The organism is Marinomonas sp. GJ51-14 (assembly GCF_055808695.1).
Genome location: NZ_CM147879.1, coordinates 607,932 through 625,962, shown reverse-complemented (window position 1 = coordinate 625,962; position 18,031 = coordinate 607,932). Strand labels below are relative to the sequence as shown.

Here is an 18,031-nt window from a genome sequence, read left to right as displayed (position 1 = left end):
ATAAGCTTCGTAGGGCAGATGAACGAGGTACGAGTGTGATCTGCCGTTGGAGTTTTGAGTCGCGTAATCAAACAATGTGTGTTGATTGTTGAATATTGAAATGTCGGATCACGGTCGTGCCTCCCTCATGCCGACCTACAGTTTTGTAGAGTTTGATAAGCTTCGTAGGGCAGATGAACGAGGTACGAGTGTGATCTGCCGTTGGAGTTTTGAGTCGCGTAATCAAACAATGTGTGTTGATTGTTGAATATTGAAATGTCGGATCACGGTCGTGCCTCCCTCATGCCGACCTACAGTTTTGCGGAGTTTGATAAGCTTCGTAGGGCAGATGAACGAGGTACGAGTGTGATCTGCCGTTGGAGTTTTGAGTTGGTAATGCGGTAATATAAAATTCAAATCAACTAATTAGGTGGACAAGGATGCCCAACTATATAAGAAGTAAAAAACGTGGCGGTACGTTTTTCTTTACGGTAAATCTGAAAAACCGTCAATCTTCTGTTCTTATTGATCATATTGATTTGCTCCGAGAAAGTGTTTCTTATGTTTTAAAACGTAGGCCTTTCCATATTGTTGCATGGGTTGTTTTACCAGATCATATCCATGCTGTTTGGACGTTGCCAGAAGGTGATAATGATTATTCGCGACGTTGGCAGCTGATTAAACAGTTATTTACTAAAAAACTTTGGAACCTGACGGGTTTGCAACACATTGTTTGGCAGAACCGTTTTTGGGAACATGAGATCAAATCGGAAGATGACCTGAATAAACACATCAATTATTGTTATTTAAATCCGGTGAAACATGGTTACGTATCATCAACAGCTGATTGGCCTTATTCCAGTTTTCATAGAGATGTTAAGTTGGGGTTGTTTGATAAACATTGGAATGGAAATTTACATAAATTCCCGTAGGGCAGATGAACGAGGCACGAGTGAGATCTGTCGTTGTGACATCGTGGGGGTGTCGGATCACGGTCGTTCCTCCCTCATGCCGACCTACGGTTTTGTGGGTTTGATTAGTTATGTCGAATTGTCGGATCACGGTCGTTCCTCCCTCATGCCGACCTACGGTTTGAGGTGTATTTCAATGAAACTCTCGGCATTGTTTGATTAATTCGTCTATGTTTATGTGTTGCTCTGTGCTGTCGGCGAGTCGGTTGATTTCGCTATCGCGGAATTGGTCATAGTCAAAGTGCTGGGCTTGGTTGACGCCAGCCCATTTTAATAATGCGTTGAGTGCTTCTGGGTGATCAAATACGCCATGCAAGTAGGTGCCAATAATGTTGTTTTCTTCTGAGACAAAACCCTCTGCTTCGCCGTTTTCTAGATTTGCGAAGTGGTTTACTGTATTCGAGAAACGGGACACACCAGAGTGAATTTCATAGCCAGTTAACTGGCTTGTTTGGTTGTTTAGGTTGGGAATGTCTAGATTAAGGGTGCCTTTGCGTTGTTTGAGTTGTTTATCTTTCTCTAAGACGGTTTCCATTGGTATGAAACCAAACCCAGCAGACTCGGTGTTGGCTTGTTGGTTTTCTAGTCCTAAGGGATCTAGTAATTTTTCACCAAGCATTTGAAAGCCGCCGCAAATCCCAATGATTTTTCCACCATATCTTAGATGTTTGTTTAAATAGTTTTCCCAGCCTTGGTGACGTAAAAAGGCAAGGTCGCTCTGTACGCTTTTGCTGCCGGGCAAGATAACTAAATCGGCTGGTGGAATGGTTTCGTTCGCGCCAACTAAAGTGACTTGCACATTTGGGTGAAGGCGCAACGCGTCCCAATCTGTGTGATTACTGGTGCGCGGCATGATTGGAATGACGATGTTGAGTTTCGTGTCGGCGTCAGTTTTAAGTGGGCTTTTGGTGACGGCATCTTCGGATTCAAGGTGGAAGCCTGTAAGATACGGCAAAACCCCTAAGACAGGTTTTCCTGTGCGTTCTTCTAACCAGTCTAAACCTGATTGCAACAAGCTAATATCACCACGAAAACGATTGATGACAAAGCCAATTACACGATCTTGTTCACTCTGGCTGAGCAATTCCAATGTACCAACAAGGTGAGCAAAGACACCGCCTTTGTCTATGTCGGCAATAATGATAACAGGGCAGTCAACGCTTTCGGCAAACCCCATATTGGCGATATCTCGAGCACGTAAATTGATTTCGGCTGGGCTGCCAGCCCCTTCGATCAATACGGCGTCATATTGTTCGGCAAGGCGATAATAAGAATCTAACGCTGCCTCTTTGGCGACACTTTTGTATTCGTGATAGCCAACGGCGTTCATATTGCCAATGGCTTTGCCTTGGATAATGACTTGTGCACCCGTGTCTGTGTTTGGTTTTAACAAAATAGGATTCATATCTACGTGAGGTTCTAAACCTGCTGCATAGGCTTGTACGGCTTGGGCCCGACCGATTTCATTGCCATCGTTTGTCACTGCGCTGTTTAAAGCCATATTTTGAGGTTTAAATGGTGCTACTTGAATGCTACGTCGAGCAAACAAACGACACAATGCTGTCACTAGGGTACTTTTTCCGGCGTCCGAGGTGGTGCCTTGGACCATTAAACTAAAAGCTGGCATTCAGTTCATCACGCTTTAAATCAATAAGGTGATAGAATTCTACCTTACCTTCTTGTCTTGTTAAGTGAAAAAACGACCTATATTTATGATCCTTTCTAATTCAGACAGTATTTTTACTGGTTTCTTTGATGTGTTTTCTACTACCAGCTTAATTCTCGTGGCCGCTTTGGTATTGGATCGCCTGTTGGGGGAGCCAAAAAGCTGGCATCCGCTTATTTGGTTTGGTCGTTGGGTTGATCTTTGTCATCAATATACTCAGTTGCCGTTGGACGCAGATAAACAGCGACAACGGGCTGGTGGTATTCTCGCTTGGTTGCTGGCGGTAATGCCTTGGTTATCCATTTTATTGGCTTTGTTCTGGTTATTACCAAATTGGTTAGATAACCTTTTGTCTGTTGTCGTACTGTATTTCGCGATTGGTTGGCAAAGTCTAAGAGAGCATGGAATGGCGATTTATCTGCCTTTATCTTCTTCACCTCTGACATCTGAAAAGCTCGATGAGGCGCGTCTTGCCGTTAGTTATATTGTTAGTCGAGATACAAAAGAGCTAAATGAATCCGACGTGGCAAAAGCCGGTATCGAATCTGTATTAGAAAATGGCAGTGATGCGATTTTTGCACCGATTTTTTGGTTTTTGATACTCGGTGCTCCAGGTGCTTTGTTATATCGACTAGCGAATACGTTGGACGCCATGTGGGGCTATAAAACCAAAGAACTTTTGTACTTTGGCTGGTTCGCCGCACGTTTTGATGACGTTTTGAATTATGTACCAGCTCGATTGGTTATATACAGTTACGCAGCTTGTGGCAATTGGCATAAAGCGATTCGCAGTTCTCGCCGAGCCTCTGCTCGTTGGAAGAGTCCAAACGCAGGCCCAGTTATGGCTGCGGGTGCCGGTGCCTTAGGTATTCTGCTAGGTGGTGAAGCTCAGTATTTCGGTAAAACAGAAACCAGACCCGTTCTTGGCGATGAAGAGGGTGATAGCGAGAGTGATAAAGCGTCAGCAGGTAATAGTAAGCCAGAGCCAAAACATTTAAACGAGGCAATTTTGCTGGTGGATAAGAGCGTGTATTTATGGGGATTGGTTATATGTCTTCTAGTATAGTTTTTTCGGGTGATCTGTCTTCAGGTGACTTGTCTTCAGACAAAAAAACTTTAGGTAGAAAATCTTCGAAACTTGATTTTACTCCACCAAAACACGGTGGTGATTTAGCCTATTGGCAACGGAAAGTCGGTAATGATGCGCTTAACTGGTTGGATCTATCTTCCGCCTGTAATCGTGAACCTTGGTCGATTCCAACAATAAACCCTGAACTCTGGATGGCATTGCCTGATCAAACTGCTTTATTGGATGTTGCGGAGAAGTATTATGGCCGTCGCCCGAATGCTATTGGTGCTGGTTCACAGCATATTATTGAATCTTTACCTTTGTTAATAAAAGAAAGCAGATCACTAAAGAATAACATCGTATTTGTGCCTAGAATTGGTTACCAAGAACATGCTTTTGCTTGGCAAAAGTGGGGGTTCGAATTGGCCTATTACGATTCGATTGAAACATTGTTCGAACAAGACTTTGCCGTTGCTGTGATTATTCAGCCGAATAATCCAACAGGGGAATGGACGACAGCGGAAACCTTGTCTGCCTTGATTGATCATACCGAACAGCAAGGTGCAAGCTTGATAGTGGACGAAGCTTTTATTGACTCTTGTCCAGAGCTTAGCTTGTTGACTCAACGAAATCACGACCAATGGTCTGAATCTTTATTTGTGCTGAGATCGGTTGGTAAATTTTTTGGCTTGGCTGGTGCGCGTGTTGGCTTCGTTTTTTGTGCTGTTAAATGGCAAAAGGCGTTAAAGAATTTAATGGGGCCTTGGCCTGTTGCTACACCGAGTTTGCATTTAGTGAGTTTGGCGCTTGCTGATGTTGAATGGCAAACACAAGCATTTGCATCTTTGAAAAAGCGTCAGGTGGTTTTTATTGAGCGAGTAATGCCGAAATTTAATACTATCTTTGATTCCCAAGACAGTGTGGTGACCTCCTTGTTTATTACTTGGCATCTGGAGAGTGATGACTATGCCGAGCAGGTTTTTGATATGTTGCATCAGGTTGGTATTCATACTCGGCTTGGCGAAGGCTGGATTCGTGTGGCGTTACCTGCAATGGATGAAATGGAAGTGCTAGATAAAGCACTTATTCGATTGTTAAAAAGTGCCGGAAGTATTGGGTTTGCAAGAGGAGAGCTAGCATGAAGCATCTTGTATTGGGCGGTGTACGTAGTGGTAAAAGTGCTTTTGCTCAAGAGCAAGTGGCCGCCTCAGGTAAACCGGTTTGTTATGTGGCGACTTCTCAAGTGTGGGATGATGACATGGAAAAGCGGGTTCAACTCCATAAAGAAAATCGTCCTGCGAAATGGCGTTTAATTGAAGAACCCTTGGCCCTTGCAGATGTATTAAACTCACTGAATTCACCTGCTCAAGCCGTAATTGTTGAATGTTTTACCTTGTGGCTGAGTAATCTTCTTTGTTTAGAAAACGAAGAGCGACTCGCTCAAGAGAAGCAGGCTTTATTGAAAGCGGTAGAAGCATTCCAAGGTGATTTAGTTTTAGTGTCCAGTGAAGTGGGTTTAGGGATTATGCCGATGAATGCTTTGGCACGACGATTCGCGGACGAAGCAGGAAGTATGAACCAAGCCTTAGCTAAATTGACCAATCGGGTAACTTTTGTTGCGGCAGGACTACCTATGCCGTTAAAATCCACGCTTTAAATTTTAAACTCAAGAATGGATCGCTCTGAAGCAGTAAACTGACTGATCTAATGACTAACTTCCACTTATAGAATCATAGGAACCACATGACCCCTTATTCAAAAGATTTCCCTGTTTCATGGGAAGAGTTACATAGAAATGCACGTGCTTTGTCTTGGCGTTTACTTGAGCAAGGGCCTTGGAAAGGCATTATTGCGATTACTCGTGGCGGCTTGGTTCCTGCTGCTATTTTGTGTCGTGAGATGGATATTCGTCTGATTGATACGATTTGTGTTGTTAGCTACAAAGAAGGCGAAGAAGGCGAAGGTGCAATGACACAAGGCGAGTTGAATGTCTTGAAAGGCGTTGAAGGTGATGGCGAAGGCTTTATCCTGATTGATGATCTTGTTGATACTGGTCGTACTGCAGCAAAAGTTCGTGAAATGTTGCCAAAAGCGCATTTTGCTACCATCTATGCGAAGCCTGCTGGCAAGCCTTTAGTTGACACTTTTGTCACTGAAGTGAGCCAAGATACTTGGATTCGTTTCCCTTGGGACATGGAATACACTTTCTCAACGCCACTTGCCGATCGTCAAGGTAAGTAAGCACTACTCCTTTCCCGTCTGCCTTTACTGACACCTTACAAAATGAAACGAGAGATTTTGCAAAACGACACAAATCTCTCGTTTTTATTGCGCTTTTTTAAGCTAAATTTGTTAACACATTATATGTAGTAAGATCATTTTCGTAAAAGTAGATGCTTTATAACGACTGGTTTTTTATTACCTCAATCCAAAAAAGGATTTTAATATGTGGAAAACACTAGTCAGACCGATTATCGCAAGTGTGTTTGCGTTTGCCATAGCTCTCCCTGCTTGGGCTGAAGGGATAGTTGCGCGTGCACAGTTTTCAACCGCCGTTATTGATAGAGAACCAATTGATGACATAGGTTCTACTGTGAAAGTTGAATATGGTGAAATCCAAAACGTATATTTTTTTACCGATTTACGAGACATGTCAGGTACGCGAGTCGTTCATCGTTGGACACTAGATGGCGAATATCAAGCAGAAGTGTCATTTGATATTGGTGGTGATCGTTGGCGTGTATGGTCAAGCAAGCGTTTATTACCAGGCTTCGATGGTAAGTGGGCTGTTGAGATTCTCCAAGATGGCGAAATAATTGAAACTCGCTCATTTGATTATGTGGATGACTACTAAGAAATAAGGCATGCTTGTTTTTTTGGTCGCCTTTATTTTGTATCAGTGACGAGTTGTTACTGGTAATTATTAGTTAGGAGCATTTATGCCACATATACGTGTTCGCGGATTAGCCTTTGACGAGTTAGAGTCCGTCTCCGATATTCTGATAGAAAATCTAGCAGAAGTTACAGATACCCCAAACTCACACTTTACGCTTGAGTACCAACCAACCACTTATCTTGCTGTTGGTGGTGCTTCTCCTGCCTATCCATTTTTTGATGTTTTGTGGTTTGATCGAGGTGATGAAATTAAACAAAAAGTGGCTTTGATCTTCGAAGAATTATTTCGACCTTTGGTCGACAGTGGTCAAGATATTACTGTTTTGTTTCATGATATTAAGGGTAAGGATTACTACGAAAACGGTGAGCACTTTTAAAATAGAGCGCTTTATTTTTTATGTAGGTCGGGATTTACCTCGATAATTATTTGTTGATGATTTTACGTGACGAGTGACGAGCTAAAGCTCGATTTACATTTTTCTGATTTTACGTGACGAGCTAAGTCCCGACTTACATTTTTTATGTAAGTCGGGACTTATTCCGACACAGAGCGATTTTACTTTTGGAATTCGTAAACACTGCCAAGTTTTAGAATTTGAGTTAACTCATCCAAAGCGTTGCGACTTTCAATAAGCAACATTGGATCGGCAAGATCTGCTTCTCTTAATTCATCACGGTAATGTTTATCTACCCAAAGGTTCAGGCGATCAAACAATGCATCGTTCATTAATGTTGCTGGGTTAATGGCATTGCGCTCTGCTTCGGTTAGTGCCACTCGTAAGCGTAGACATGCTGGTCCTCCGCCATTACTCATGCTTTGTTTGAGATCAAACACTTTCACTTCTTGGATTGGCGACTTGCCTGCGACTAATTCATTCAAGTAAGTCCAAACAGCAGGGTTGTTTTCACATTCACCGGGGACGATTAACACCATGTCATTGTCACCACGGCTTAACAGCTGACTATTAAACAGATAAGAGCTAATGCAATCTTGGACTGAAACGGCACTGCTTGGCACTTCAATCAAATGAAACTCAGATGCTCTTTCGCCCCAAGCGGTCAGTAAGTCTTGTTTCATTTTTGCCGTATCAAGAAAGGCTTCTTGGTGATAAAAATGCGCGTTGCGATTACCAACAGCAATGACGTCGTTATGGAAAACACCGGCATCGATTACTGCTGGGCTTTGTTGTGCATAAACCACTTGGCTTTCAGATAAACCGTGCGTTCGTGCCACTGTTTGAGAAGCTTCTAGTGTGTGTCTGGCTGGAAACTTTTTCGGACGTGGAGCATTGTGATTAAAGGCTTCCATACCATATACAAAAAACTCTATGCCTTGTTCGCCATATTGATCACAAAAACGAGTGTGGTTTGCTGCGCCTTCATCACCGAAATGCTCAACACTCGGTAAAGCAGGGTGATGAGCAAAGTGTGCTTCGTTGTTGAAGGTGGCTTGTAAAACCGCGCCAGTGGTTTCATGTTCAATCGAGCGATGGAATTTGTTGACCAAGTTGGCAGGAGTGAAATGCACGCGTCCGTCAGATGTGTCACCACTTGGAGAAACAGTGGCCGCGTTGGCTGTCCACATACAGGAAGCTGAACTTACCGCTGCTAAGAGTTTAGGGGCTTGTTTTACGACTTGTTGTAAGACATTTGCATCGCTTCCAGTAAATCCCAGTTTGCGAAGCGTAGGAATATGTGGCCGTTCATGAGGTGCCAAGACACCTTGTACAAAGCCCATATCCGCCAAGGCTTTCATTTTAGTTAAGCCTTGTTTTGCAGCTGCTTTCGGGTTGGAAGCGCGAGCAGAATTATTCAATGAAGCGACATTACCAAAAGAAAGGCCGCTGTAATTGTGGGTTGGGCCCACTAAGCCGTCAAAATTGGCTTCTGTTGCTTTATTCATAATCGTTTCTCTGTTCATTTATGGTGACGGTTAGGGTTTAAATTGTTAAACCGTGACCAAGTTTTTCCGGCATGGTTAAGCTGTCTGCTTCAATACTGGAAACTGGATAAGCACAGTAATCAGCCGCGTAGTAAGCACTTGCTCTGTGGTTACCGCTGGCACCTGTGCCACCAAATGGCGCGTTACTGGATGCGCCTGTGGTCTGACGATTCCAATTAATAATGCCTGCACGGCTGTGCTGTAAAAACCATTCATATTCGGCTTGATCATCTGATAGCAAGCCTGCTGATAAGCCAAATTGCGTATTGTTGGCTATGGTCATAGCTTGATCCAATGAATCGTAGCGAATTACCGTCAGCAAAGGACCAAAATACTCCTGATCTGGTAAAGCGTTCAGCATGTTAGTCGCGTCAATAATGCCTGGAGTGATAAAGCCTGTTTGGCTGTCACCTCGGGTCATTTCTAACAAGGGTTCTGCTCCCAGTTTTATCAGTTTTTGGTAGGCTTGTAGCATACCGTCAGCGGCTTGAGCTGAAACAATAGGCCCCATGAAAGGCTGTTCGTCAGCATCGTAACGGTCAATGCGTAGGGCTTTTGTTGCGGTAATCAGAGATTGTAAAATGGCATCCCCATGAGCACCTTTTGGTAAAAGCAAACGACGTGCGCAGGTGCAACGTTGTCCGGCAGAGATAAAAGCGGATTGGATGATTTCATGAACCGCTGCTCGTTGGTCAACGATTTTTTCTGAAACCAATAATGGATTATTTCCGCCCATTTCTAATGCTAAAATTTTACCTGGATGTCCGGCGAAGTCTTTATGCAGAATATGACCAACTTGTGGGCTTCCGGTGAAGAACAAACCATCAATGCCTTGGTGATTTGCTAGGGCAACGCCTGTTTCCCGCTCACCTTGAAGCAAGTTAAGCACACCGGCTGGTAAACCCGCTTGTTCCCATAATTGGATAATAAGGTCTGAGGTTGCAGGTGCCTGTTCGCTTGGTTTGAACACCACTGTGTTACCGGCGATAAGTGCCGGGACTATGTGACCGTTCGGCAAATGACCTGGGAAGTTGTAAGGTCCAAATACTGCGACGACACCATGTGGACGATGACGTAATCGAGCGGTTGCACCCGGCATAGGTGTGGTTTTCTCGCCTGTACGTTCATGATAAGCCTGTTTTGAGATGGCGACTTTACCCACCATAGCAGCAGCTTCGGTGCGCGTTTCCCAGATTGGCTTGCCTGTTTCTCGGCTAATGACAGTAGCAATGGCTTCACTGTTTTCTTTTACAAGGGCGGCAAAAGCATCAATGATAGCAAGGCGTTCTTCAAGAGGGCGGTTTGCCCATGTGGGAAAAGCATCGCGTGCGGCATGAATGGCTAAATCAACTTGCTGAGCAGTGGCTGTATTTGCTTGCCATACTAGACTGGCATCAGCAGGATCAATAGAGCGTAAAATGTCGCCTTCGCCTTGTAGCCATTGACCCTTAATATACTGTAATTGTTTCATGGTAACTCCTTTATTGACGCCTTATGTCCTGATGTCTGACAAAGGCATCTTTAAGTAATAATCTAACGTTAACGATTTGCGTGAGGGGATAGTTCCACCACACGAACAGGTTCCTTATTTTTGATATAAAGGTTGTCTGCTTCTTCTTGTGTTAAGGTCATGGCACTGCCTGGTGGTATCGAACGTTGAATTAAAATACAACGAAAGTCCGCCACTTTAGCGTTAGAGACAAGGTAATAACTGCCTTCACCGGCACCTTTTGGTTGACCAATATTGGCGAGACATAAACGGCTGTCTCGCACCGCGCGAATGTCTTGAACTCTGGCTTCTAAACTTGGGCCACCATCAAAAATATCTACGTAGTTTTCGTAACGGAAACCTTCTTGCTCTAAAAGTCGACGAGCTGGCACTGTATTGGTATGAACTTGCCCTAAAACGTCACGGGCTTCTTTTGGCAGTAAGTTGACGTAGACCGGATTGTTTGGCATCAATTCAGCGATAAATTGTTTATTGCCTTGGGCGGTAAGTTCGTCAGCTTGTGCAAAGTCGATAGAGAAAAAATGACGCCCGAGGCTTTCCCATAAAGGTGAAATGCCATTCTCGTCGCTTACGCCACGCATTTCTGCAAAGACTTTCTCTGTGAAGCGTTCAGGAAATTGCGCCATAAACATAAAACGCGCTTTAGATAGCAATTGCCCGTTTTTGGAATGGCGGTAGTCTTCCTCCAAAAATAAGGTGCAAATCTCACTGAATCCTGTGAAGTCATTGTTCAAAATAAGAGTTGGAACCGCATTGTGAACACCTAACTCTCTCGAAGCGTGAGTAATTGTGCCCAGGTGATAGCTGTAGAAAGGCTCTTCTAAACCAACCGTTGCTAATATTCCGCATGTGCCGACAATATCGCCTGTGGTTGTGTCTTCAAGTACCATTAAATAATCTTCATCGGTTGGCTCGCTAACATTTTCTTTTGAAAAAGAGCGAACGGCACCGTCGATTTTCCTTTGTAAAATAGCTTCGTCTGCGACCAAAGAGGTAAAACCTATTCCTGTTTTATCTGCTAGTCGATAAAGCGACTTTAGGTCATTTTGATTGATAGGGCGTATGACCATCATGATTGAAATCCTCTAAAATCCAGTAAAGCTGCTGTGTTAATTGTTAGGTATAGCACTTTTTCCCAACAATTCTTTTAATCAAAACAACAAGGTAAAGACATAATTAAATAGTGTTTAAAGTTCGGCCCATTGAATCTTATGGCCAGATGAAATACTCAGTCGCTCTTGGGTTGTTTGTTCTAGCCCTAACCCTGCCGCTTGGTATTCAGCAGGAGCCGCCGTTACTCGGAAATTTTCTAAATGACCCGCTGAAATAATATGCATTGCACCTTTTGATACTTCAGTCAGTGTTAATGCCTTGCCTGATTTTTGATTCGTTATGGTTGTTAAGCTCTCTGTACGGGCTTCAATGGTTGGGCCTGCATCAAAGATGTCTACGTAACCACGAAATTCAAATCCCTCATCCATTAATATGTCTGCACTTTGGCTAGAGTCTTCGTGAATCACACCTATAACGTCTTGAGCATCTTCTGGAAGTGTTGGTACATAAATAGGGTAGCGTGGCATTAAATCTGCGATGAAATGTTTATTGGTGACTCCTGAAAGGTAGTCTGCTTTTTGGAAGTCCATGGAGAAAAAGTGTTTACCAAGGGCATCCCAGAATGGAGAGTAACCGTGTTTATCACTTTCGCCACGTAGTTCTACAAATAAGCGTTTAGTAAAGCGTTCAGGGTAACGGGCAATAAACAGTAATCTCGCTTTTGAGAGCAAAGACATGGCTGTTTGGTTTTGATGAGCCTTGTCGACGATTAATGCTATCAGGCGGCTTGTACCACTGTAGTCGTGGCATAAAAACAGCGCTGGAATTCGATTATGTATTTGCAGTTGTGGTGACGCATGAACGACTTCGTCAATGCGATAACTATAAAAAGGCGCATCAACACCGACCATGGCATCTATCCCACAACATCCAACGATTTCGTCTGTGCTGGTATCAACCAGAACAAACAAGTAGGATTCATCCCCTGGCTGAACGACATCAGTTTGAAAAGAGCGACGTGAAGAGGCGATTTTATCGTTCAATCTATCTCTGTTTGCAGGAAAGTTGGTAATACCAATGCCAGCCTGTTGAGCAAGACGCTCTAGTGCAGGAAGATCAGCAAAATCTACCGGTCGTACTAGATACATATGGAAATCCTGATGTCGGTTAATTAGGCAATTATGTTTCCAGTATTATTGCTGAGTTATAGAAAGTGCGTAAGAGATAAACTTTCGAATTAGCGACAGGTATTTCTTAATATTGGCTTTTTATTGTCGATTTTTTAAAAGTATAGAGATTTGGAATATGAAACAAGGCGTATATCAGCATTATAAAGGTGCAGAATATTGGGTTGAGCGCGTGGTGAAACACAGTGAAACGGAAGAAAAACTAGTGATTTATCAGGCCTTGTATGGCGAGTTTGGCTGGTGGGCAAGACCATTAAGCATGTTTAAAGAAACGGTCGAAATTAATGGCGAAAGCATTCCACGTTTTGAGTGGCTTAGAGCTGATCGCGACGCAGTGTGATTATCATATCCCGATAAATGAATAACCCTAACTGAGAGCAGAAAGGGTTAGTTGTCATTATGCTGGTGGATGCATCCAAGGAGATTCACGCATAAAGTGAATGATTTGCTCCCTTAACCAGCGATGTGCCAAGTCGTTATTGAAGCGTTCATGCCATAAAATATGAATAGGAAGTTGCCCTGCATTGACATCTAAATCTATCACTTCTTGTGGTATGGGTAAGATTTTCACAGGGTTGTCACAGTCTTTTTTACACATGATTGTTAAAAATAAATCACCAATAGATCGTGATGTTACCAATGCCATGCCTTGTTTTACGGCTTGCATGGTCGCCATTAGGCTGTCTGTTTCTAATGTTGGTTTAAGAATATAACCCTGTTGTTTTAATTTTTGTTCTGTCTTTGTAAAAGAGCTGTTGCGATTGTGCCGCCAATTTGGTTTAACCACTTTGTGGTCAAGTAATCCTTTTAATGACACTTTGTCTTGATGAAACAGTGGATGAGCCTCACCTAGAACAATACATGCTTCCATATAGCCAACCAGTTTGCTGCGAATATTTCCTGGTGTGTCATTGATTCGCATAATGCCAAGATCAACATGGCCTGAGATCAACTCATCAAACTGTGAATCCCCCCACGCTGTAATCGCGAGCCTTACTTCTGGCGCTTCACTTTGTATTGAAGCTAATAGTGGTTCGATAAAGTTTTCTAAATCTCCTTCATCAACACGAAGCTTAAAGCGACGATCTAGACTTTTTAAATCTAAAGCATTTGGACTCATTAATTCAGATAGAGAGTTCAAAATCGGCTGAATCAGATCATGTAATTCAGACGCTCGTGCTGTAGGTGTTAAGCCATAGGCCTGACGAGTAAATAGAGAGTCTTTAAATAAATCCCTTAATCTTTGTAAACTTTTACTTAGAGCGGGTTGGGTGACCCCTAGTTTCTCTGCGGCTCTCGATACGCTGCCTTCTTCCATGATGGTGGCAAAGGCGACGAGTAACTTAATGTCTAATTTTAAGATGTCGTCTAGCTGCATAATCTTCTCAATAGCGTTATTTGTAAATAAAGGGCTTTGTCGTAGGTTACGACAAAGCTCTTTTCATATTTACAGTAATGATTGAACTATCAACGGTTCAAGGTCGATTAGTCGAATTCATTATGTGGGCGGTATTTTACGCGGAATAGTAGCGTATAAAACACAGGTACAGCGATCAGAGTCAAGATGGTTGCAAACCCTAACCCAAATGAAATAACAACAGCCATTCCTTCAAAGAAGGCGTCGAACAGTAATGGAATCATACCCAAAATTGTTGTCACGGCTGCCATACAGACAGGGCGAACACGGCTGACAGCTGAATTGAAAATAGCTTCGTATTTTTCTGTACCTTGCTCGAGTTCGAAATTAATTTGATCAGCTAAGACGATACCGTTTTTCACCGTCATACCCGATAAACTCAAGAATCCCAATAGCGCCATGAAGCTAAACGCAGAGTTCATCACAAGCAATCCAGTAGAGACACCAATCAAGGCCAATGGTACACAAAACCAAATGGTCAGTGGCACACGAACCGAGTTAAACAACAGCACAGTAATGATGAACATGAACAGGTAGCCCATTGGTAGCGCACTGAAAATATTCGCTTGTGCATCTGTACTGCTTTCGTATTCACCACCCCATTCTAGGTTGTAACCTGGTGCTAACTCGATGGCTTCAACGTCACCACGAATACGACCAAATACTGCCATAGCGGTTTCATCGCCGAGAATGTTAGGGTCAGCCATAACAGTAATTGTACGTTTACGATCAAGACGTTCGATAATCGGGTTTTCCCACGTCGTTTCGAACCCAGATACCAAGGTTGAAAGCGTTACATAGGAACCAGAAGATGGACTGTAAATCTGCAAGTCACGAATTTGGTCAATAGACAGACGCTCGTTCTCTGGAACCGTTTGCATGATAGGCAGCAAATCTGTGCCTTCACGATATAAACCGATACGAGAGCCTGTGAAGTTGGTTAACAACACATTATCTAAGTCTGTTTTACTGATTCCTAAACGACGAGCTTGAGCATCGTTAAATATTGGGCGAAGCACTTTGACCGGTTGGCGCCAATCATCCTTGATACTTTCTAGTCCGCCATCTGCGCGATAGATTGCTTGGATTTGAGCACTATACTGACGCAGAAGTTTCGGATCTGGTCCACTAATACGAGCTTCAATTTTGGCACCACTTGCTGGCCCTAATTGTAGGCGCTGTAACTTCACTTCTAATTCTGGATAGTTTTCCTTCATTTTGAAGTAAAGGTCAGTCAGTAACTGCGGAATGGCCTCTTTGTTTTTCGTACGAACAATAAACTGAGCGTAGCTTGAATTCGTTTGCTCTGCGCTATAAGTCAGCATAAAGCGCAGCGCACCTTGGCCTGTTGTTGATGTTACGTATTCAATACGATCATCTTTCAGTAACTCTTGTTCGATTACAGATACTTTGGCGTAGGTATCTTCAATGTGAGTGCCTTCTGGCATTTGCACGTCCATGTAAAACATAGGCGTAGTAGAAGGCGGAAAGAAAGCTTGTTTCACAAATTGGAATGCCCAGCCTGAAGTCAATAAACAAGCTAGTAGCAATACAACGGTTGTCCAGCGGTAATGCATGGCTTTGTCTAACAGCCACTTATAACCTGTAAACATGAAGCCGCTATATGGGTCTATTTTCTCTTGTTCTTCATCATTGTCATTCGCTTTTGCGATGGTTTCTTTAAAAAACAAATCGCAGAAAAATGGTGTCAATGTGATTGCCGTTATCCAGCTTAGGAATAATGAAATCAGCAATACGTAGAATAAAGAACCAACAAACTCACCTACAGCGTCTGGCGACAAACCGATCGGTGCGAAAGCGGTAATCGCAATGACAGTAGCACCTAACAAAGGCCATTTAGTTTGCTTTACCACAGAGCTTGCCGCTTGGACTTTTGTCATGCCACGTTGCAAACCGATGAGTATGCCTTCGGTCACCACTATGGCGTTATCCACCAACATTCCGAGCGCGATAATCAGCCCACCTAAGGAGATTCTTTGAAGGTTGATTTTGAAGTAATCCATGACAATAAAGGTGCCAAGAATAGTCAGTAATAAGATCAGACCAATTAGAATGCCAGAGCGAATACCCATGAAAACCAAGAGCACAAGAATAACGATACCGACCGCTTCAGCAAGGTTTAATAAGAAGTTAGAAACAGATCTGTCTACTTCTTTCGACTGAAAATAAATGGCGTCCATTTCCATGCCGATAGGCTGTTGGTATTTTAATTCTTCAATACGTTTTTCTAGATGTTTACCAATGTCTACAACGTTAACACCAGAAGAGAACGAGATGCCTAGCAACAATGATTTTGCGCCGTTGAAATTCACCAAATGAGATTGCGGGTCGGTGTATTCGCGTTTGATCGTTGCAACATCACTCAGACGAATTAGGTTACCGTCTATTGGCTTACCTACAATTAGGTTTTCCAACTCAGAAATATCGTTGAATTCACCTGTTGGGCTAATGCGAATATATTCGCTACCGACTTTGACTCGGCCTGCGTTCGATACGCTGTTTTGGTTTGCCAGCAAGGTTTGAAGTTGGCTAGGTGCGATCCCCATGTTAGCTAGTTTAGAGCGCGAAATTTCAATCGTAACCTGTTCGTTTTGCTCACCTGCAACGCTTACTTTAGCAATGCCGTCGACCAAAACCAGTTCACGCTTGATGTAATCAACGTAGTTTTCTAGATCTTTGTATGGGTAGCCTTCACCATGAATGGCAAGCATAACTCCGTACACATCTCCGAAATCATCTAACACCATTGGTGTACTGACACCACTTGGGAAACTACCTGAAATATCGCGGATTTTTTTACGGACTTCGTCCCAAATCTGCTTCAATTCTTTAGCGCGATAAGTGTCTTTGATGGTGATTTGTACTTTCGAATAACCTGCCTTTGAGGTGGACTTGATTTTATCCACGTAAGGTAAGTTCTGAAGTTCACGTTCAATTGGATAGGTGACTTCTTCTTCTACTTGCTCTGGTGATGCACCTGGGTAAGTTGTAATGATTAAAGAGTCCTTAATCGTAAACTCAGGGTCTTCTAATTGTCCAAGACTGGTGAATGCCAAAGCGCCACCAATTAGAAGAATCAAGGTCACCATCCAGCTGGTGACTTTGCGCTTCATGAAATACGCTGCAATATCCATTATAGGCCTCTCTCACGTGTCCAAGGACGAACTTGCATTGACTCTGTGAGGGTATGAACGCCTGCTGTAACAACTCGGTCGTTTTCTTTAAGGCCTTCTAGAATCTCAATAGAATCACCGTGTAATACACCAAGTTTGACTGCACGCGACTCTACTTTTTGAGTGTCTTCGTTGAAAATCCAAACGGAGCTTTCTGACAAACCAGTTGTAGTGTTTTCGTGGCGTAATACGGCTTCAACTGGCACTGTGATGTGTTTCACTTCACCTAGAAGTTGGTTTAAGTCCATATCAATATTGGCAGTCATACCAGGTAAGAGTGTGTGTTCTTTATTGTCTTCACGAATTAGAGTTAAGGTCACATCATATGCTTTGGTGTTTGGATCTGGGGTCGTTTTGTGTTCTTTATAAATACCAGACAACTTGTCTTCGGGGGCCACATCAACAATGACCCTTGGGGCATAGTCTGATTGCGTTGAACGAATACTAACCACAAGGCTTTCAGGTACTTGGAAGTCGACTTCTAATTTGTCGATGTTCTGAATGTGCATTAATTTTTGTGTCGCACCGACATATTGGAATTTCTCTGTGTCGACAGAAGCAATTACGCCGTCAAAAGGTGCATAAACCTTAGTGTATTTGAGCTGGTTTCTTGCTGTTTGAAGTGCATTGTTTGCTTGATCCAGAGTTGCTTTGGAAGAGTCATACTGAGAACGTGTTGTCGCATTTTGCTCTAACATAGTCTGAATACGTTTGAATTGTGCTTCTGCTAAGCGCTGATTCGCTTGAGCCAACTCGATTTGCAATTGAAAATCTGTTGGGTCAAGAGTGGCTAATAAGTCACCTTTTTTAACACGTTGTCCAGAGGTTACATCTAGCTTGATGATCTGACCGCCAACACGAAACGCCAAATCAACTTCTTCACTAGCCTGCAACTCCGCCGGGAAGCGGCGAATATTGACTGCATCGGTTGATTTTATAGTGAGTAGTTTGACAGGACGAATGATTTCTTTTTCTACAGTGGTATCTGCTTCACTTGATGAGCAGCCAGTAATTAATAAGGCTGTGGTTATTGCAACGCCAGTCATCAGATTTATGCGCTTTACGCGATTCATTCATTGCTCCGTAAATTTTTTGGAAATAATAAGATGAAAGTATTTTATATCTCTTCCACTCGGATATGAATTTTT

The 18,031-nt window shown here is 43.1% G+C and carries 16 protein-coding genes; 8 read left to right on the top strand and 8 right to left on the bottom strand.

Annotation, left to right across the window (positions count from 1 at the left end; all coding sequences use genetic code 11):
• Positions 1-419: 419 nt before the first annotated feature.
• Entirely contained in the window at positions 420-911 is a 492-nt protein-coding gene (locus AC0L3Y_RS03055) for an REP-associated tyrosine transposase (RefSeq protein WP_473468612.1), read from the top strand.
• Between the two features lie 172 nt (positions 912-1,083).
• Here the strand turns inward: AC0L3Y_RS03055 and AC0L3Y_RS03050 are convergent, their stop codons facing one another.
• A complete protein-coding gene (locus AC0L3Y_RS03050) occupies positions 1,084-2,577 on the bottom strand; it encodes a cobyric acid synthase (RefSeq protein ID WP_473468610.1) in 1,494 nt (497 codons plus the stop codon).
• Positions 2,578-2,662: 85 nt separating this feature from the next.
• Between AC0L3Y_RS03050 and cbiB the strand changes: the two genes are divergently transcribed.
• From cbiB to AC0L3Y_RS03020, 6 genes are all read left to right on the top strand, one after another.
• Positions 2,663-3,682, top strand: a complete 1,020-nt coding sequence (gene cbiB, locus AC0L3Y_RS03045; protein ID WP_473468607.1) for an adenosylcobinamide-phosphate synthase CbiB — start codon at positions 2,663-2,665, stop codon at positions 3,680-3,682.
• On the top strand, positions 3,667-4,827 hold the full coding sequence (locus AC0L3Y_RS03040; RefSeq protein WP_473468605.1) for an aminotransferase class I/II-fold pyridoxal phosphate-dependent enzyme: 1,161 nt from the start codon (positions 3,667-3,669) through the stop codon (positions 4,825-4,827). The genes cbiB and AC0L3Y_RS03040 overlap by 16 nt, the downstream gene beginning before the upstream one ends.
• Positions 4,824-5,342 carry a bifunctional adenosylcobinamide kinase/adenosylcobinamide-phosphate guanylyltransferase gene (gene cobU / locus AC0L3Y_RS03035; protein ID WP_473468603.1) on the top strand — a complete coding sequence of 173 codons (519 nt, stop codon included), beginning with the start codon at positions 4,824-4,826 and terminating at the stop codon, positions 5,340-5,342. Before AC0L3Y_RS03040 ends, cobU begins: the two co-directional genes overlap by 4 nt.
• An 86-nt stretch (positions 5,343-5,428) precedes the next feature.
• Positions 5,429-5,926 (top strand): xanthine phosphoribosyltransferase, encoded by a 498-nt coding sequence (gene gpt / locus AC0L3Y_RS03030; protein ID WP_473468599.1) that lies wholly within the window; start codon positions 5,429-5,431, stop codon positions 5,924-5,926.
• Positions 5,927-6,131: 205 nt separating this feature from the next.
• Complete coding sequence (locus tag AC0L3Y_RS03025; protein ID WP_473468595.1) at positions 6,132-6,539, top strand: DUF2914 domain-containing protein; 408 nt, start codon at positions 6,132-6,134, stop codon at positions 6,537-6,539.
• Positions 6,540-6,624: 85 nt separating this feature from the next.
• A complete protein-coding gene (locus tag AC0L3Y_RS03020) occupies positions 6,625-6,957 on the top strand; it encodes a DUF1904 family protein (RefSeq protein WP_473468591.1) in 333 nt (110 codons plus the stop codon).
• A gap of 179 nt (positions 6,958-7,136) precedes the next feature.
• On the opposite strand, the gene astB is transcribed toward AC0L3Y_RS03020, so the two are convergent.
• From astB to AC0L3Y_RS03000, 4 genes are all read right to left on the bottom strand, one after another.
• Positions 7,137-8,483 (bottom strand): N-succinylarginine dihydrolase, encoded by a 1,347-nt coding sequence (gene astB / locus AC0L3Y_RS03015; RefSeq protein ID WP_473468589.1) that lies wholly within the window; start codon positions 8,481-8,483, stop codon positions 7,137-7,139.
• Between the two features lie 37 nt (positions 8,484-8,520).
• Positions 8,521-9,993: a succinylglutamate-semialdehyde dehydrogenase gene (astD, locus tag AC0L3Y_RS03010; protein ID WP_473468587.1), complete on the bottom strand. Its 1,473-nt coding sequence runs from the start codon at positions 9,991-9,993 to the stop codon at positions 8,521-8,523.
• 68 nt (positions 9,994-10,061) lie between these two features.
• Positions 10,062-11,105: an arginine N-succinyltransferase gene (astA, locus tag AC0L3Y_RS03005; RefSeq protein ID WP_473468584.1), complete on the bottom strand. Its 1,044-nt coding sequence runs from the start codon at positions 11,103-11,105 to the stop codon at positions 10,062-10,064.
• A gap of 114 nt (positions 11,106-11,219) precedes the next feature.
• A complete protein-coding gene (locus AC0L3Y_RS03000) occupies positions 11,220-12,233 on the bottom strand; it encodes an arginine N-succinyltransferase (RefSeq protein ID WP_473468581.1) in 1,014 nt (337 codons plus the stop codon).
• A gap of 157 nt (positions 12,234-12,390) precedes the next feature.
• Between AC0L3Y_RS03000 and AC0L3Y_RS02995 the strand changes: the two genes are divergently transcribed.
• Positions 12,391-12,612, top strand: coding sequence for a DUF1653 domain-containing protein (locus AC0L3Y_RS02995; RefSeq protein ID WP_473468579.1), 222 nt, complete (start codon positions 12,391-12,393; stop codon positions 12,610-12,612).
• A gap of 57 nt (positions 12,613-12,669) precedes the next feature.
• Here the strand turns inward: AC0L3Y_RS02995 and AC0L3Y_RS02990 are convergent, their stop codons facing one another.
• The 3 genes from AC0L3Y_RS02990 to AC0L3Y_RS02980 all read right to left on the bottom strand — a co-directional run bounded on the left by AC0L3Y_RS02990 (position 12,670) and on the right by AC0L3Y_RS02980 (position 17,956).
• Complete coding sequence (locus AC0L3Y_RS02990; protein WP_473468577.1) at positions 12,670-13,650, bottom strand: LysR family transcriptional regulator; 981 nt, start codon at positions 13,648-13,650, stop codon at positions 12,670-12,672.
• Between the two features lie 107 nt (positions 13,651-13,757).
• Complete coding sequence (locus tag AC0L3Y_RS02985) at positions 13,758-16,844, bottom strand: efflux RND transporter permease subunit (RefSeq protein WP_473468574.1); 3,087 nt, start codon at positions 16,842-16,844, stop codon at positions 13,758-13,760.
• Positions 16,844-17,956, bottom strand: a complete 1,113-nt coding sequence (locus tag AC0L3Y_RS02980) for an efflux RND transporter periplasmic adaptor subunit (protein WP_473468571.1) — start codon at positions 17,954-17,956, stop codon at positions 16,844-16,846. The genes AC0L3Y_RS02985 and AC0L3Y_RS02980 overlap by 1 nt, the downstream gene beginning before the upstream one ends.
• Positions 17,957-18,031: the final 75 nt, after the last annotated feature.

Bases quoted from the DNA above. Each gene is read 5' to 3' on its own strand.
- AC0L3Y_RS03050 (WP_473468610.1), bottom strand. From the start codon at position 2,577: ATGCCAGCTTTTAGTTTAATGGTCCAAGGCACCACCTCGGACGCCGGA.
- gpt (WP_473468599.1), top strand. From the start codon at position 5,429: ATGACCCCTTATTCAAAAGATTTCCCTGTTTCATGGGAAGAGTTACAT.
- AC0L3Y_RS03055 (WP_473468612.1), top strand. From the start codon at position 420: ATGCCCAACTATATAAGAAGTAAAAAACGTGGCGGTACGTTTTTCTTT.
- astD (WP_473468587.1), bottom strand. From the start codon at position 9,993: ATGAAACAATTACAGTATATTAAGGGTCAATGGCTACAAGGCGAAGGC.
- AC0L3Y_RS02980 (WP_473468571.1), bottom strand. From the start codon at position 17,956: ATGAATCGCGTAAAGCGCATAAATCTGATGACTGGCGTTGCAATAACC.
- astA (WP_473468584.1), bottom strand. From the start codon at position 11,105: ATGATGGTCATACGCCCTATCAATCAAAATGACCTAAAGTCGCTTTAT.
- AC0L3Y_RS02985 (WP_473468574.1), bottom strand. From the start codon at position 16,844: ATGGATATTGCAGCGTATTTCATGAAGCGCAAAGTCACCAGCTGGATG.
- AC0L3Y_RS03000 (WP_473468581.1), bottom strand. From the start codon at position 12,233: ATGTATCTAGTACGACCGGTAGATTTTGCTGATCTTCCTGCACTAGAG.
- AC0L3Y_RS03025 (WP_473468595.1), top strand. From the start codon at position 6,132: ATGTGGAAAACACTAGTCAGACCGATTATCGCAAGTGTGTTTGCGTTT.
- AC0L3Y_RS03040 (WP_473468605.1), top strand. From the start codon at position 3,667: ATGTCTTCTAGTATAGTTTTTTCGGGTGATCTGTCTTCAGGTGACTTG.
- AC0L3Y_RS02990 (WP_473468577.1), bottom strand. From the start codon at position 13,650: ATGCAGCTAGACGACATCTTAAAATTAGACATTAAGTTACTCGTCGCC.
- astB (WP_473468589.1), bottom strand. From the start codon at position 8,483: ATGAATAAAGCAACAGAAGCCAATTTTGACGGCTTAGTGGGCCCAACC.
- cbiB (WP_473468607.1), top strand. From the start codon at position 2,663: ATGATCCTTTCTAATTCAGACAGTATTTTTACTGGTTTCTTTGATGTG.
- cobU (WP_473468603.1), top strand. From the start codon at position 4,824: ATGAAGCATCTTGTATTGGGCGGTGTACGTAGTGGTAAAAGTGCTTTT.
- AC0L3Y_RS03020 (WP_473468591.1), top strand. From the start codon at position 6,625: ATGCCACATATACGTGTTCGCGGATTAGCCTTTGACGAGTTAGAGTCC.
- AC0L3Y_RS02995 (WP_473468579.1), top strand. From the start codon at position 12,391: ATGAAACAAGGCGTATATCAGCATTATAAAGGTGCAGAATATTGGGTT.